We start from the raw sequence: 15,244 nt of genomic DNA on the forward strand, positions 1-15,244 counted from the left end.
TAAGAATATCAGATTTGTCAACTTTAAGGAAGTTGACAAATCTGATAGTTGGTGTCACACCCTCAGGAATGTTTTCTTATTATACAGGTAATACAAAAACGCCCATTTTACCAGCACGAAAGTTATAGCCATCAGCACCGCTCCGTAAGGTTCACCAGCAAGCTGGCCGAGCCATTTAAAGAAACCTTCGTTAGTATATCCCCACTTGATAAAGTGTCCTGATATGTAAATCAGGATGGAATTCATACCGATCACTTTAAAAAAGAACGCCCATTTTTTATAGCCTAATACATCTATTACATAATAAAACAGGGCCATCAGCAATAGGCTGAACCCGCCTACATGTAAGACGAATGAGCTTGACCACAGGTTTTTGTTGATAGGAAAATCGAGGTTCCACAGTTGGGCGAGAGCCAGCGATATAATGCCTGCGAGCGCCAATCGCAGCGTTTTGGCATTTTGAGAAAGTTTTTTACTTTTTAACAATAGTCCGGTCATAATGCCAAGCAGGCCGGTGCTGATGGCTGGTATGGTTGAGAACAAGCCCTCCGGATCATGCATATTTGGCCGCCCGTCAGGGAATGGGACGTATAAGTGCCCGGGAAGTATGGTACGGTCCATATAGGAAGCAAAATTCCCTTCAGGCGTTAGATCGCCCGGATGAAAGCCCGGGGCCGAAGTAAATTTAAGCAATAGGTAGTAGCCAATAATAAATATCCAAAACCACACAAATAATGCCCATTCCTTTGCATAAAGGTAAATAATGTTTGCAAACATGTAAGCGATGCCGATACGCCCAAGCACGCTTGGAAAACGGAATTCAGATATCGGACGCAGTTGAAGTCCGTTGTTTACCAAAAAGCCTAGTAATACCAGTATTACAGCCCTTTTGATAACACGTAGCAAAAGCTGTCCGCGGCTTTTTCCTTTCTCGAGCTCGCGCCCAACCGAAAATGGTGTTGAAACGCCGGCCATAAACAGGAACAGCGGGAAAATAAGGTCGTAGGCATGAAAGCCATTCCAGGCCGGGTGCGTAAACTGGGCAGATAGTGCATTCCAAAAGCCAGACTGCTTATGGGTAGCTTCGGCCATAGTGTGAAAGATTTCTTCGGCGCCCATAATCCAAAACATGTCAAAGCCCCTGAGGGCATCCAAAGAGAACAGGCGGGTAGGGGCAGCGTCGAAGTCGTCTGCCGGTTGTTGTGCGGTTGCTGTTGAAGCCATTTCCTGGTTTAATTAATTGGTTTAATTAGTTACAGGAAAGATATACTTTTTAAATTATTTATCAAAGTTTGGTTAAGGTAGTTGTAGCAGTTGTAAGAGTATCAGTGATAACTCACTGATAACCAATACAACCACCACAATGTTTACCACTATTCCCCGCGCTTCAAGCCGAATTTCTCTATTTTGCTATACAAGTGGCTGCGTTGGATATCGATATCGTCAGCAGTCTTTGATACGTTCCAGTTGTTCTTCTCAAGTTTGAACTTGATGTATTCGCGCTCGGCATAGTCTTTATATTCCTGGAAATTGGCGAATTGATCGAAATCTGTTTGAGGGGATGCGTCGGCCGGACCTGCCGCCACCGGTGCTGAAGGATTAGCAAAGGCCTTTACATCTCCTTCGGTTATGGTTTTGTCGCTCAAAATGATCAGGCGCTCAATCATATTGCGTAGCTCGCGGATATTGCCTGTCCAGGGCAAAGCCTTTAGAGCCTCAAGCGCCCCATCCGATATTTTTTTAACCGGCATGCCATAATCGTTGCAAATTTCTTCGAGGAAGTTTTGCGTTAATAACGGTATGTCGTCGCGCCTGTCGGTAAGTGGTGGCACGTGAATTAGAATCACGCTTAAGCGATGATAAAGGTCCATGCGGAAGTTACCGGCCTCTATTTCCTTTAAAAGGTCTTTATTGGTTGCTGCTACTACGCGCACATCTACCTCAATTTCCTTTTCACCACCAACCCGGGTTATTTTATTTTCCTGTAGTGCGCGCAATACTTTTGCCTGGGTGGAAGCGCTCATGTCGCCAATCTCGTCCAGAAACAGGGTGCCGCCATTAGCTGATTCAAATTTTCCTATTCGCTGTTTAATAGCCGAGGTAAATGAACCTTTTTCGTGCCCGAATAATTCGCTTTCGATCAGTTCTGCAGGTATAGCGGCACAGTTAACCTCAATGAGTGGCGCATTTGACCGGTTTGATTTTTCGTGCAGCCACCGCGCTACCAGCTCTTTGCCTGCGCCATTCGCCCCTGTTACCAACACGCGCGCGTCGGTCGGGGCTACACGTTCAATAGTTTCTTTGATCTTTTGTATAGCCTGCGACTCACCTAAAATCGGGCGTACTTTAGAAGCCTTACGTTTTAATACTTTCGCTTCAGTAACCAAACTTCCCCTATCGAGTGCGTTGCGAACGGTTATCAGCAGGCGGTTAAGATCAGGTGGTTTTGAGATAAAATCAAACGCTCCTTTTTTGCTGGCTTCCACGGCGGTTTCAACTGTGCCGTGGCCCGATATCATAATAAAAGGCAGGTCAGGTTTAATAGCCAGACCTTCCGTCAGCACCTCCATGCCGTCCATGCGGTTCATTTTGATATCGCAAAGCACCAGGTCATAATCGTTTCGGCGTATCATGTCGAGGCCGTCAATGCCATTATCAACGTCTTCTACAACATAATCCTCATATTCCAATATCTCGCGTAGTGTGCTCCTGATGGAGCGCTCGTCGTCAATTATTAATATTTTAGCCATTTTTTGTTTTAAAGTGATTTTCTATTGGTGATGATATTGCGAATATATGTAAATGTATAGAAAACCAAACACATTTATGCCTGAAAGGTTTTTGTGTGATTGAAAATAGTTACAGACAGCTAAATCTTTGTAACGGTTGCAAAAGCTGGAGTGTGGTATAGTCGGCTATAAAACTCCTGCAGCCAAAAAATAACCCCTTCCGTGTTACCGAAAGGGGCATATCAGCAGCAAATCTGTAAGCCGGGTTCTGTCCCGATAGTTAAACCACCGGTTTCTATCATTAATCTGGCCCCCGCCATTGCTAACGGGTTCAATCAACCTACCCATCCTGACAAACTGCTTCGTGCGAAGCATATTAGGGGACGAGCCGCCCCGCGTTCAGGACCTATTTGGTTTTTCAACTCCTGAGGTTTACCGCAATCCCGGTCGCCCGGAAAAGCCGTGAGCTCTTACCTCACGTTTTCACCCTTACCCCAATTTACATCGCGGCGGTATATTTTCTGTGGCACTTGCTGTCGCCGGCTGCCGGCGCCTTCCCGTTAGGAAGCAGGATGCTCTGTGTTGCCCGGACTTTCCTCCGTCCCGGTAGCCGGGACAGCGATAGAACGTTTTGCAGCACAAAGTTAATGTTTTTAACGCACACCGCGCCGGGTGTTAATTCAATTGCATTTACCGAGGTCAGCATTTACGTCCTCGGTGGTAAATGTGCCTGATTTGTTGCCAAATGAATTGTTGATATAGGTGAGCACCTGTGCTATTTCTACCGGGGCAAGGCCAGAGGCCGGCATTTCACCTTCAAATTGTTTATTGCCGACGGTGATTTTTCCTTTCACACCATTTTTAATAATGCAGGCAAGAATGTTTTTATTGGTTTTGAGATATGTTGAATCTGTTAGTGGTGGTATAAGTCCTTGTAATCCTTCCCCGTTTGTTCCGTGGCAGTTTTGACAATGCGTCTGGTAAACAGCGCTTCCGTTTGAGTAGTAGCGGTTAAATTCCATCTGCGAATTATTTACGCATGATGCAACCATCACAAGCAGCGTAACTGATAATATTCCGGCAATCACGGTTTTCAGCTTACTCATTTCTGATCAGGTTCTTCCATCAACAATTTAATGTCGTCCATCATTTCCTTAACTTTTTGCTCGTCAGTCCCCAGGTACATACCACGAACGCGTTTTTGTTTGTCCACCAGGATAAAATAACCATCGTGAACATGCCTGGTTTCCTGTACCGAAACGAGGTAATTTTTAGCGATTGAGTACACTTCATCTTTGCTGCCGTGCAAAAACCACCAGGTATTCCCGGTAACCCCCATTTTATCTGCATAGCGTTTTAATACAGGGACGGTATCGTATTTTGGGTCGATAGAGTGGGACAAGATCCTGAAATCAGGATTGCTTCGAAATTCGTTGTAAACCGGCAGCATATTGCGGTGCATAACCGGGCAAATGTCGGGGCACGAAGTAAAGAAAAAATCTGCCACATATATTTTTCCGTCGAGACTTTTGTTGGTAATCGTATCGCCGTACTGATTCACAAATTTAAATGCCGGAATAGTTTGATAAACGGTGTCGGTTACCTGCTTTCCATTTACGTTTTTGGTTACCGGTTCACGATTGCCCAGGATTGGCAAGGTCCTGGTACTGTTGCCGTTAAATTTGCAAGCGACGAACGCCGCTGCTATCACAAGTAAAAAAAACAGTCTCTTCATTTATTTTTTTATTTTTTTTAGATACCGGTCCGATTCATTAACGGCCTTGTTAAGCTGCGAGTCGATGGACAGCATCAGTCTCTTCTGCGAACGGAGGTATTTTATGGTTTCTTCATCTGTCCATTCTTTTTTCTCCTCAAAATGATTCATCCACGAGCTCATGGCGTCTTCGGCAGTGCTTAAGTTTTTGCTGAGCATTTCAGCTGAATCTTTATCTGGCAGGTTCCTTTGTTTAAGCAAAGTATCCAGTTTCATATGGTTGTTGGTAGCCTGCTCGTCTACCGCCATTACTTTTTCGTGTATCTGCATCAACGAGTCGCGAAGCGCCCCTTTTTCCTCATTTTTACCGGCACAGCCAAATAGGGTAGCGGCAAGCAATATTACAGATGTAAATTTTTTCATCTCTTCGGTTTATGTGCGTCAAAAATAAGCAACAAAAAAACGGGTTAGCTGTTTATTTGTCTGCAAAAAGCAATATAATCTGTTACCGGCAAAGTTTCGGCGCCGGCAAATTTAAGTTGCTGCCCTATTTGCGCACGGTGATGGGTGCCATGGTTAATTACATGTAGCAGGATATCGCTTAATTTATTTTCAAATGGGTCGCCTTTGAGGTTATTATATCTAACTATTTTATCAAATTCAGCATCGGTGAGGGTATCCAGGTAGCTTAGCCAGTCGGCGTTATTTTTTTTAATAGTCGAAGCAAATTCGTTAATGTTTCCATCATCCTGCCATAAGGGCCCTGCGAACATAGTTGAGCCAGAGCAGCGGCTATACCAGATTTGCTGTGCTGCCAGCAGGTGTGCCATTAATCTGACAGCTTCATCGCTCTGGCTTGATTTTAAAAGAGCTTCGAGAATAGCTTCGTTGGCAAATCCGTCATAATTGAATAAACGGATAAAAAGATTTTTCATCCGGTAAAATTAAAAATATCGTTAACATTAAAACAAATCGCTTATTGCCACCCTTCATCACTTAACAATAAAATAATAATAGCGACACAGCCGGGTTATATTATGGTGATACCTTTAACATGAACAAAAACAACATATTATGAAATTCCTTGTGAAAATTTCGAGACTGTTTGTTAATTTTCGTGAATGGATGATTTTAAGAAGCATGAAGTCTTCCTTTATTCACTGAAAACTATTTACCTTTATATTTCTTTTATTTAGTTGTAATGCACAATTTGGCATTACAATAGCTCTTAATGGAAAACACCCCGACGGACACGAATCTTAACAGAAAACTTTTTGGCGATAATTTTAAATGGGGCGTATCTGTCGCTGCCCTTCAGATTGAAGGCGCCTGCGATGCTGATGGTAAAGGAGAATCCATCTGGGACATATTTTCATCCAAAAAGGGTAAAATATTAAATGGCGACCATCCCCGCGACGCCTGCGACTTCTATAACCAGTACAAACAGGACATAGATATTATTGCGCAGCTTCATATACCATGCTTCCGGTTTTCTATTTCGTGGACCCGCGTACTGCCCTTTGGTGTTGGCGATGTAAACCAGGCCGGCTTAGATTTTTATAACCGCGTTATTGATTATTGTATCAGTAAGGGTGTAGAGCCCTGGCTGACAATTTATCACTGGGATCTGCCGCAGGCTCTGGAAGAAAAGGGAGGCTGGACAAACCGGGAGATAGTGAGTTGGTTTGAAAATTTTGTTACTATTTGCGCCCAAAACTTCGGCGATCGGGTTAAACATTGGATGGTGATGAATGAACCTGGTGTTTTTACAGGGGCCGGTTATTTTCTTGGAATTCATGCGCCAGGCCGTACCGGCCTTAAAAACTTTCTGCCGGCTATTCACCACGCGGTATTGTGTATGGCAGAAGGAGGGCGGATATTACGCAGACTAATACCTGATGCCGAAATAGGAACAACCTTTTCCTGTTCGCACGTTGAACCGCATACCGGCAAACCGAAGGATGTAGCCGCCGCTAAACGGGTAGACGCTTTACTCAACCGTCTGTTCATCGAACCTGTTCTCGGGCTGGGGTACCCCGGCGATGTTAAAGCCCTAAAAGGGATCAGTAAATATTTCCAGCACGGCGACGAAGAGGCGATGAAGTTTGACTTTGACTTTATAGGCGTTCAGAATTATACCAGGGAGATTGTCAGGAGTTCATTTTTTACACCCTATGTGGGCGCATCGCTGGTAAAGGCCGAAAAGCGTAATGTGGAACTTACAGATATGAAGTGGGAAGTTTACCCGCCGTCTATTTATCATATGCTTAGGCAATTTGACAGCTATCCACAGGTAAAAAAAATCTATATTACAGAAAACGGTGCTGCTTTTCCAGATACGGTTGAGGATGCAAAAGTAGACGATCCCAAACGTATCGCTTATCTAAAAGGTTATCTTCAACAAGTTTTAAGGGCTAAGAATGAGGGCGTAAACGTCCAGGGGTATTTTATATGGACATTGACCGATAATTTTGAATGGGCCGAAGGTTATCATCCACGCTTCGGCCTGGTATATATCGATTTTGAAACGCAGCAGCGGATTGTTAAATCTTCAGCCAGATGGTACAGCGAGTTTTTAAAGGGCGGTTAAACCGTTTCTTTTTTCAGACTAAATATGAATATGGCACCGCCTTCCGGGTTATCTTCTACCCAGATCTTGCCTCCATGAGCTTCAATTATTTGGCGGCAGATGGACAATCCAAGGCCAAATGATTTTTCGCCAGCAGTGCCGGGCCGCTTGGCTTCTGTAAACATATTGAAAACTTTCTCCTTAAGGGCGTCGGGCACGCCGATACCATTATCTTTTACGCTTATCCTGACTTCACCTTCCATATTATTAGCTGTAATACTGATAATGCCGTTGGCAGGGCTGAACTTGATGGCATTACTGATCAGATTACTGATAACCCGCCAGATTTTTTCACGGTTTATATATAGCTCTGCTTCATCATTCAATAGATCAACCGTAATCTCTTGTCCTTTTTCAATAGCTTTAAACCGCAGCAATCCGGCGCTGTTGGCGATCACTGTATTGATGTTAACCAACTCTTTGCTTAAAAATACTTTTTTATTGCTTGTGGCTTCCAATATCTCATTGATAAGCTCAATTGAATTATCCGAGGTTTGTTTTATAAGTTGAATCCCATCCCGCAACTCCTCACTCTCAGCCTCTTCTGCCATTATGCCCGTTAACGAGGAAATACCACCCATTGGGTTGCGCAGGTCATGTGCAACCGTACGCAGTATCCGGTCTTTTTCCTGGCCGCTCACATCTAATTCTTCAAGCGCAAGGCTTAATGTTTCGTTTTGGTCGTTTATCTGTTTATTCAGGTTATCAAGATTGCTGATATTTGCTCTTGAGCGTTGCCAGTTGCGGTAAACCAGGAATACAATAACGAAAAGCAGGATGGCAAATATTATTGCGACCCTTAGCAGCACATTCTGCAGCTGGTTATTCTTTTGCAGTATATCGAACTCCGCGTTCTTTTCCAGCCGTTTTATCTGTTCGCTTACATCTGCTTCCTGCAGCTTTTTCTGTTTTGCTGCAATAACTTCTTTAAGCGTATCATATCTGGTTAAATAATTTAAGGCTGTTTTTGCGTCGTTCTTTTTAATAAAATATTGGGCCATCAGGTAATTCCAGTCGGCCTGCACATCCTGGTTTTTAATGGTGTCGCTTTGCTTTAACACCGTCTGCAAAAGTGCATAGAGCGAATCGGTCGTGTTGGTGCTGAGATAGATATGGGCAAGCTTCAGTTCCGATAACTGGGCGTCAGCATTATCATTTCCTTTGCGCAGGTTAATGGCCGCACTTTTTTGAAGCAATTGCTTGGCAAGTAAATATTTGCCTTGCTTTATATACACATTTGCCTGGTTGCCAAATATAACTCCCCGGGCCATATCAAGAAGGTTGGGAACATTCTTGTATTTTTCTTTTTGTTCATCAATATAAACAAGCGCTTTATTAAAGAAATACAAGGCGCTATCAGCTTCATTAATTTTACTGTAACAAATACCGGCATTGTCCAGTAGTTCCTGTTTGCGGTAAAATGTCTTAAAGGTAGGTGCGCAGGTGCTGTGTTCCGCGTAGCTGTTTTTAAAGTTTGCGGCAGCCTCCCGGTAATGCCCCTGCTTGTACAACACCATGCCAATACGGTAGCTATAATCGCTGATAATGCAAACGTCCACACTGTTATTTGCTATTATTTTACCCTGATAAAAGTATTTGTATGCTTCGTTATACCGGTTATCATCAAACAATAAGTCTCCTTTATAAAAATGGGCCTGCCCATACTCGGTAGGATGCTTTAGCTTCTTTTTCGCATCGTCAAATAAATTAAGCATGTTATCAGCGTACAGCATTGCGCGGTCGCGGTCATGCAGGATGTGATAGGTATAATTATATTTCAGGTTATAGTAGCCGAATTTTTCGATCAGGGTCAGGCTGTTATAGCGTTGAAAAACTGAGTCGATAAGTGTAATGGCTTTCTTTTTGTCGCCAGCATCATACATTGCCGAGGCAGAGTCGAGTACGTGCTGAAATTCCGTTTTTTCCGACGGCTCCGCTTCATGCCGGCAAGAGCTTATTAGCGCTGATATTGCCAGACAAAGCAAAACAGGCACAAGCTTATAGTTGTGCTTAATACAGGTATTTCTGTAAAAAGGCATTACTTTAGCGTAATAAGCGGTTGATTTATAAAGCGTTAAATTAATTAACTAATTCAGCTTTTCAAATATATTTAAATTAAAACAGGTGCTTCTTTTTCAGCGTTCTTGCCTGCAGGCTTATTCTGTTTTTGCCTTGGCAGGCTTATATAAAAAGTAGTTCCGGTTTTAGCATTGCTTTCGAACCATATTTTGCCGTCGTGATTCTCAACTATCTGCTTGCTGATTGACAGCCCAAGACCAAACGATTTTTCGCCGGCGGTACCGGGCCTTTTAGCTTCCGTAAACATATTGAAAACCTTGTCCTTCACATCCGCTGGGATGCCTATACCTGCGTCTTTGACGGCTATTCTGAGTTCATCCTTTTTTATCGATGCGCTCACATAAATAATACCGCCAACCGGACTGAATTTAATCGCGTTAGTGATAAGGTTACTGATTACCCTCCATATTTTCTCGCGGCTGATCAATAAATCTTCCGGCTCGTCGAGCACAGTGAGCTTTATTTGCTGATCTTTTTCTGCTGCTTTAAAGCGTAAAAGCTCAACGCTGCGCGTAAGCAGCGAATTAATATCGACCGGCTCCTTGCTAAGCTGACTTGTACCGTTATTGGTAACTTCCAGAATCTCATTGATAAGTTCAAGCGAATTGTTAGAAGTCTCTTTGATAAGCCCGAGCAATTCTTTTTGCTCGTCGTTTAAATCATCAAGTAACAACACTGAAGTTAAGGATGCTATGCCCCCGATAGGGTTCCGTAAATCGTGTGCTACCGTACGCAGAATACGGTCTTTCTCCTGGTTGTTTGATTCCAGCTCGGCCAGTGTAATTTCGAGGTCACTTTTTTGCAGGTTAATTCGTCTGTTTAGTTCGCTTACCGTCTTTACATCCTTTTTCGATTTTCGCCAGTTGCGATAAACCAGTAACACAATTACCACAGCCATTGCCGCGCAGGTTACAGCCAGGTAGATATAAATCAGCTGAAGCTTGTTGTTATCTTTCAGATTTTCAATCTGGTATTGTTTATCGTAGTTTGCTTGCTGCTGATTAACATCCGTCTCTTTTAGTGAACTGGATCGTTTATTTACCGAGTCTTTTAGTGCGCTGTATTGCTCAAGATGGGCAAAGGCCTTGTTCATATCGCCGGTTTGCTGGTAGTACTTGCTCATCAGCAAATTCCAGGTTGTTTCTGCCTCCTCATTTTTTACTGTATCCAGTTGGTTCCGCAGATCTTTAAATAATGACAGGAATGGCTGGTACTGGTGTGTACTGAAATATAACCTGCCCAGGTTTATTTCTACCAGTTCGGCGTTTCCATAGTCATTCCCCTTTTTTAAATTAATGGCAATGCTTTTTTTAAGAAGTTGGGTGGCCAGCGTATTTTGCTTTTTCTGCATGGCTATTTCTCCCTGGTTGCCATATACAACTGCCCTGGCAACGTCCTTAAGTCTGGTTTGGCCGGGGCCAGTATAGGGCGCACCTGCGGAGTCAATAAAATTCAGCGTTTTGGTAAAATAGGCGGCTGCGCTGTCAAGGTTGCCGTTGTTTTTAAAACTTTCGCCAACATTGTCCAGCAACTCCTGCCGTTGGTAAAAGGCCTGAAAACTCTCCTTGTATGATAGACTTTCTCTAAAACTTAACTTAAAATAATTAGCTGCCTCGGGGTAGTGCGCCTGTTTAAACATCACCATACCCATGCGGTAGGTATATTCTGCGAGTATTTCGTTTTTAAGATTATTTTTTCCCATAAAATAACCCTGGTAATAGCATTGATAAGCGGTGCTGAACTGCGATAAACTGAAATATGCATCGCCCATCGCAAAATTGGCTTCAGCGTAATTGCTCACGTATTGTTTTCGTGTTACGCTCTTTTTTGCCATCATTAACATGCTGTCCGCGTATCTGAGGGCTATCCTCGGCTTATCAATACCCTTTTTGTAGTACAGGAATTTTAAGCCATAGTATCTGAAGATGTCGTTGATATAAGGATTTTTTATAGCATGGAAGCCGGAGTCGATAAAGGCCTGTTCCTGTTCCAGCGTAATATGGTGCCGGGGTTTATTCAGTTCAGCGGTAAATTGCTTAAACTGTTCCGAATAATCACCATTGTCGCCTTCGTCTTTTTTGTTGCACGAAAATAGGAGACAAAAAATCGCCAAAACAAGCAGAGATAGCCTGTGAAAATTAATAGTTTGACGTTTTGTGGAATAGGGCACCTTAACCAATGTAAAAACAAAAATACGAAATTCAATCGTTCCGACTGTATTTCACTTGCGGTTAATACGTAATTTGGTAGTTAAGGTTACCTTTTTTATTTAAAAGCTTCCAGCCCTGTAATGTCCAAACCGGTTATTAAAAGGTGAATATCATGAGTACCCTCATACGTAACTACTGACTCCAGGTTCATCATATGGCGCATAATCGGGTATTCGCCTGTGATACCCATTCCGCCGAGCATCTGCCGTGCCTCGCGTGCTATGTTTAATGCGGTTTCCACGCTATTGCGTTTGCTCATGGATATTTGCGCGGGGGTTGCGCGGTTTTCGTTCTTCAATACGCCGAGACGCCATACCAGCAACTGCCCTTTAGTTATTTCGGTGATCATTTCGGCCAGCTTTTTTTGTTGTAACTGAAATGCGCCTATCGCCTTCCCAAATTGCTTACGTTCCTTTGAATACTTTAAAGCAGTATCGTAGCAGTCCATGGCAGCGCCGAGCGCTCCCCAGGCAATGCCGTAACGCGCCTGGTTTAAACAGCCAAGCGGGCCTTTCAAGCCTGTAACATTTGGCAGCAGGTTTTCCTTAGGTACCTTTACGTTATCGAAAACCAGTTCCCCGGTGGCCGATGCCCTTAATGACCATTTATTGTGTGTTTCCGGGGTAGTGAAGCCTTCCATGCCGCGCTCTACTATCAAACCGCGAATTTTCCCACTTTCGTCCTTCGCCCAAACAATTGCAATGTCAGCAAATGGAGAATTGGATATCCACATTTTAGCGCCGTTAAGCACGTAATGGTCGCCTGCATCTTTAAAATTGGTGGTCATGCCACCTGGGTCAGAGCCCTGGTCTGGTTCGGTTAGTCCAAAACAGCCCATCAACTCGCCGGTGGCTAGCTTCGGTAAATATTTATGTTTCTGCTCTTCCGAGCCGTATGCGTAGATAGGATACATTACCAGCGAACCCTGCACGGAAGCTGTCGACCTGATGCCAGAATCACCGCGCTCAATTTCCTGCATTATTATTCCGTAAGACATGTAATCCAATCCTGCGCCACCATATTTCACAGGGATAGTAGGGCCAAAGGCTCCTATTTCGGCGAGCCCTTTTAGCAGATGTTTTGGAAATTCAGCCCGTTGTGCATAGTCCTCAATTATGGGGCTTACTTCTTTTTTTACCCAGTCGCGTACGCTTTGCCGTATCAATTTATGCTCTTCGCTGAGCAGTTCATCCAGCAAGTAATAATCAGGAGATTCGTAGGTGTCTTTTCTCGGCATCTTAGTGTATAATTGGTCGTCAAAGATAGGTTGATTTTTGGATTTCACCGATTGTAGAAATGATTTCATGGATTTTATAGAAGATCGCAAGTGTGTTAATAATACAATCAGAATCAAAATCCGGTTATTGGCCACCAGTGAAATTATCCTCAAATCGATTAAATCAAATATTAAAAACTACTTTTGAGAAATGATAACCATATCCCTCCATGGCGCCGAGTTTTTTGGCTTTCATGGCTATTATCCGGAAGAGCAAAAACTTGGCTGCAGGTTTATTGTAGATGTTGATGTAAGCTTTGAGCCTTTGAACGATCTTAAGGATGATAAGCTGAGCAATACGGTAGATTATGAACAGGTTTATCATATCATGGAGGCCGAAATGAAAAAGACTTCAAAGCTGATAGAAACTGTCGCCCAGGCGATAGCGGATGAAATTAAAGCGCGTTTTTCATTTGCCCGAACCATCCGCGTTAGCGTTAAAAAGTTGGATCCCCCTCTGAAAGGAAAAGTCGACTATTCGAATATTGTTATTACCATATGAAATTCAATAAGATCACTCCCGATATTCTTGATGCCGTTAAACGAATCGCCGGCGACGATGCAGTGATAACAAGCTATGGCGAGCTGGAGAAATACAGTCACGACGAGACGGAAGATCTGCGTTATTTTCCGGAAGTTGTGGTAAAGCCGCGCACCCCGCAGGAAATTGCCGGATTGATGAAGCTGTGTAATGATAACCTGATTCCCGTTACACCACGCGGCGCGGGCACGGGCTTAAGCGGTGGCGCCTTACCCGCACTCGGTGGCCTGTTGATCAGTATGGAGCGCTTTGATAAGGTGCTGGAGATAGACGAGCAGAATTTGCAGGCAACGGTTGAACCCGGTGTGGTTACTGAGGTTTTTATGGACGAAGTTGCCGCCAAAGGCTTGCTGTATCCTGTTGACCCTGCCAGTAAAGGCAGCTGTTTTATCGGAGGTAACGTATCGCACGGTTCCGGCGGGCCACGGGTGGTAAAATATGGAACCATACGTGAATATATTCTTAACCTGGAGGTAGTATTGCCTTCAGGCGAGATTATCTGGACCGGGGCGAATACCTTAAAATATGCGTCCGGTTATAACTTAACACAATTGCTGATTGGTTCTGAAGGTACTTTAGGAATAATCACCAAAATAGTAGTTAAGCTAATTCCAGGGCCAACCCATAACGCTTTGCTATTGGCTTCGTTCGATTCTAACGAAAAGGGGTGTGCTGCTGTATCGGCAATTTTCAGAGCTGGTATTGTGCCGTCGGCGCTTGAGTTTATGGAGCGCAAAGGAATAGAATGGGTGATTGAAAAGGACGGTCTTGCTTTCGATTTAAAAGATGGCGCTGAAGCATTCCTGCTGATCGAGGTTGACGGTACCAGCCAGGACGTAATATTTACCGATTGCGAAAAGATAAACATGGTGCTTGAAGAATTTGGCTGTCACGATGTTTTGTTTGCTGACACTGCCGCTCAAAAAGAAGAGCTTTGGCGTATTCGGCGCACGATGGCGGTTTCGGTGAAATCAAATTCGATATATAAGGAAGAAGACACCGTTGTGCCGCGTGCTGCGTTGCCGCAATTAATTACCGGGATAAAAGAAGCGGGAAATAAATACGGTTTTGAGTCAATTTGTTACGGGCACGCCGGCGACGGTAATTTGCACGTAAATATCCTAAAAGGCCAAATGAGCGACGAGGACTGGAATGCCAAATTAAAAGAAGGTATTCGCGAAATATTCGAACTGACGATATCACTGGGCGGCACGCTCTCCGGCGAGCATGGCATAGGCCTGGTGCAAAAAGAGTTTATGCCCTTAAAATACAACGATGTGCATTTTGCACTTTGGCGGGGTATAAAACAGGTATTTGATAAAAATGGTATATTAAACCCGGGAAAAATATTTTAAGTTGAGATTTAACTGATCACTAATTGACAGCACTGGAATTTGATATTACCACGCAAGACCTCATTAAGGTGGCTACTGCCGTTATATGTGGCGGTTTACTTGGGGCTGAGCGCCAGTACAAAAACAAGATCGCCGGCTTTCGTACAATTATATTGATTTGCATGGGGTCAACCATTTACACAATGGTAGCCCAGTGGGCCGGAGCGGGCGTAAATATTAATATAGTAACCGGTATCGGTTTTATCGGCGCCGGTGTTATATTTAAGGATAGTATAACAGTAAATGGTTTAACTACTGCGGCGGTGATCTGGATATCCGCTGCAATCGGCATGGCTGCCGGTTCCGGTAATCATACACTGGCGCTTATTTGCACGGGACTTACCCTGGCAGTACTGTTGCTTTTCAACTTGGTGGAAAGGTACATCGATAAAGTTCACCGTGATAAGTTATTCGTGATTGTTTTTACTGATGCAGATTATGCCAATATAGAAGAGGTGGAGAATATCGTTAATGCACTGGATTTAACTTCCCGCCGCTTACAGGTTGCTAAATTCGAAGGCTGTTTAAAAGTAGCATTACTGGTAACCGGTCATCGGGCAGACATTACACTGCTCGATAAAAAACTACTGGCGATGCCGGTGGTGAAATCTTTCTGATATCCAGGCGTATATCTTAAAGGTTTTGACTCGTTTTCTTACTCCAACAACCCAA

General features: G+C 43.7%; 13 protein-coding genes and 1 other RNA gene. 4 read left to right on the plus strand and 10 right to left on the minus strand.

What is annotated here, in order from left to right; all coding sequences use genetic code 11:
• Positions 1 to 54: 54 nt before the first annotated feature.
• The 7 genes from Q3W13_RS13390 to Q3W13_RS13420 form a co-directional block, all read right to left on the minus strand.
• On the minus strand, positions 55 to 1,224 hold the full coding sequence (locus tag Q3W13_RS13390; protein ID WP_302864588.1) for an acyltransferase family protein: 1,170 nt from the start codon (positions 1,222 to 1,224) through the stop codon (positions 55 to 57).
• A 149-nt stretch (positions 1,225 to 1,373) separates the two neighbouring features.
• Entirely contained in the window at positions 1,374 to 2,750 is a 1,377-nt protein-coding gene (locus Q3W13_RS13395; RefSeq protein ID WP_302864589.1) for a sigma-54 dependent transcriptional regulator, read from the minus strand.
• Between the two features lie 220 nt (positions 2,751 to 2,970).
• An RNA gene (gene rnpB / locus Q3W13_RS13400) (RNase P RNA component class A) lies at positions 2,971 to 3,367 on the minus strand.
• A gap of 42 nt (positions 3,368 to 3,409) precedes the next feature.
• Entirely contained in the window at positions 3,410 to 3,835 is a 426-nt protein-coding gene (locus Q3W13_RS13405; RefSeq protein WP_302864590.1) for a cytochrome c, read from the minus strand.
• Positions 3,832 to 4,464 (minus strand): SCO family protein, encoded by a 633-nt coding sequence (locus Q3W13_RS13410; RefSeq protein ID WP_302864591.1) that lies wholly within the window; start codon positions 4,462 to 4,464, stop codon positions 3,832 to 3,834. The genes Q3W13_RS13405 and Q3W13_RS13410 overlap by 4 nt, the downstream gene beginning before the upstream one ends.
• Positions 4,465 to 4,866: a hypothetical protein gene (locus Q3W13_RS13415; protein ID WP_302864592.1), complete on the minus strand. Its 402-nt coding sequence runs from the start codon at positions 4,864 to 4,866 to the stop codon at positions 4,465 to 4,467. It lies immediately after the preceding gene.
• 44 nt (positions 4,867 to 4,910) lie between these two features.
• Entirely contained in the window at positions 4,911 to 5,378 is a 468-nt protein-coding gene (locus Q3W13_RS13420) for a DinB family protein (RefSeq protein ID WP_302864594.1), read from the minus strand.
• Between the two features lie 296 nt (positions 5,379 to 5,674).
• Between Q3W13_RS13420 and Q3W13_RS13425 the strand changes: the two genes are divergently transcribed.
• Complete coding sequence (locus Q3W13_RS13425; protein WP_302864596.1) at positions 5,675 to 7,033, plus strand: GH1 family beta-glucosidase; 1,359 nt, start codon at positions 5,675 to 5,677, stop codon at positions 7,031 to 7,033.
• Here Q3W13_RS13425 and Q3W13_RS13430 read toward each other — a convergent pair.
• The 3 genes from Q3W13_RS13430 to Q3W13_RS13440 all read right to left on the minus strand — a co-directional run bounded on the left by Q3W13_RS13430 (position 7,030) and on the right by Q3W13_RS13440 (position 12,598).
• Positions 7,030 to 9,111, minus strand: a complete 2,082-nt coding sequence (locus Q3W13_RS13430; RefSeq protein WP_302864597.1) for a HAMP domain-containing sensor histidine kinase — start codon at positions 9,109 to 9,111, stop codon at positions 7,030 to 7,032. The two genes, Q3W13_RS13425 and Q3W13_RS13430, sit on opposite strands and share 4 nt — an antisense overlap.
• Before the next feature lie 71 nt (positions 9,112 to 9,182).
• Positions 9,183 to 11,321: a HAMP domain-containing sensor histidine kinase gene (locus Q3W13_RS13435; protein WP_302864598.1), complete on the minus strand. Its 2,139-nt coding sequence runs from the start codon at positions 11,319 to 11,321 to the stop codon at positions 9,183 to 9,185.
• Positions 11,322 to 11,416: 95 nt separating this feature from the next.
• On the minus strand, positions 11,417 to 12,598 hold the full coding sequence (locus Q3W13_RS13440) for an acyl-CoA dehydrogenase family protein (protein WP_302864804.1): 1,182 nt from the start codon (positions 12,596 to 12,598) through the stop codon (positions 11,417 to 11,419).
• Positions 12,599 to 12,788: 190 nt separating this feature from the next.
• Here Q3W13_RS13440 and folB point away from each other — a divergent pair, with 190 nt between their 5' ends.
• From folB to Q3W13_RS13455, 3 genes are read left to right on the plus strand one after another with little or no spacing between them, the layout of a single operon-like run.
• Positions 12,789 to 13,139 carry a dihydroneopterin aldolase gene (gene folB / locus Q3W13_RS13445; protein WP_302864600.1) on the plus strand — a complete coding sequence of 117 codons (351 nt, stop codon included), beginning with the start codon at positions 12,789 to 12,791 and terminating at the stop codon, positions 13,137 to 13,139.
• On the plus strand, positions 13,136 to 14,533 hold the full coding sequence (locus tag Q3W13_RS13450; RefSeq protein ID WP_302864602.1) for an FAD-binding oxidoreductase: 1,398 nt from the start codon (positions 13,136 to 13,138) through the stop codon (positions 14,531 to 14,533). Before folB ends, Q3W13_RS13450 begins: the two co-directional genes overlap by 4 nt.
• A 23-nt stretch (positions 14,534 to 14,556) precedes the next feature.
• Positions 14,557 to 15,189 carry an MgtC/SapB family protein gene (locus Q3W13_RS13455; RefSeq protein ID WP_302864604.1) on the plus strand — a complete coding sequence of 211 codons (633 nt, stop codon included), beginning with the start codon at positions 14,557 to 14,559 and terminating at the stop codon, positions 15,187 to 15,189.
• Positions 15,190 to 15,244 lie beyond the last annotated feature (55 nt).

The organism is Mucilaginibacter sp. L3T2-6, assembly GCF_030519355.1.
Taxonomy (GTDB): domain Bacteria; phylum Bacteroidota; class Bacteroidia; order Sphingobacteriales; family Sphingobacteriaceae; genus Mucilaginibacter.

What these genes read in the sequence shown, in the direction of transcription:
- Q3W13_RS13420 (WP_302864594.1), bottom strand. Translation starts at nt 5,378, where the DNA reads ATGAAAAATCTTTTTATCCGTTTATTCAATTATGACGGATTTGCCAAC.
- Q3W13_RS13415 (WP_302864592.1), bottom strand. Translation starts at nt 4,866, where the DNA reads ATGAAAAAATTTACATCTGTAATATTGCTTGCCGCTACCCTATTTGGC.
- Q3W13_RS13440 (WP_302864804.1), bottom strand. Translation starts at nt 12,598, where the DNA reads ATGCCGAGAAAAGACACCTACGAATCTCCTGATTATTACTTGCTGGAT.
- Q3W13_RS13410 (WP_302864591.1), bottom strand. Translation starts at nt 4,464, where the DNA reads ATGAAGAGACTGTTTTTTTTACTTGTGATAGCAGCGGCGTTCGTCGCT.
- Q3W13_RS13390 (WP_302864588.1), bottom strand. Translation starts at nt 1,224, where the DNA reads ATGGCTTCAACAGCAACCGCACAACAACCGGCAGACGACTTCGACGCT.
- Q3W13_RS13425 (WP_302864596.1), top strand. Translation starts at nt 5,675, where the DNA reads ATGGAAAACACCCCGACGGACACGAATCTTAACAGAAAACTTTTTGGC.
- Q3W13_RS13405 (WP_302864590.1), bottom strand. Translation starts at nt 3,835, where the DNA reads ATGAGTAAGCTGAAAACCGTGATTGCCGGAATATTATCAGTTACGCTG.
- Q3W13_RS13430 (WP_302864597.1), bottom strand. Translation starts at nt 9,111, where the DNA reads ATGCCTTTTTACAGAAATACCTGTATTAAGCACAACTATAAGCTTGTG.
- Q3W13_RS13450 (WP_302864602.1), top strand. Translation starts at nt 13,136, where the DNA reads ATGAAATTCAATAAGATCACTCCCGATATTCTTGATGCCGTTAAACGA.
- Q3W13_RS13395 (WP_302864589.1), bottom strand. Translation starts at nt 2,750, where the DNA reads ATGGCTAAAATATTAATAATTGACGACGAGCGCTCCATCAGGAGCACA.
- folB (WP_302864600.1), top strand. Translation starts at nt 12,789, where the DNA reads ATGATAACCATATCCCTCCATGGCGCCGAGTTTTTTGGCTTTCATGGC.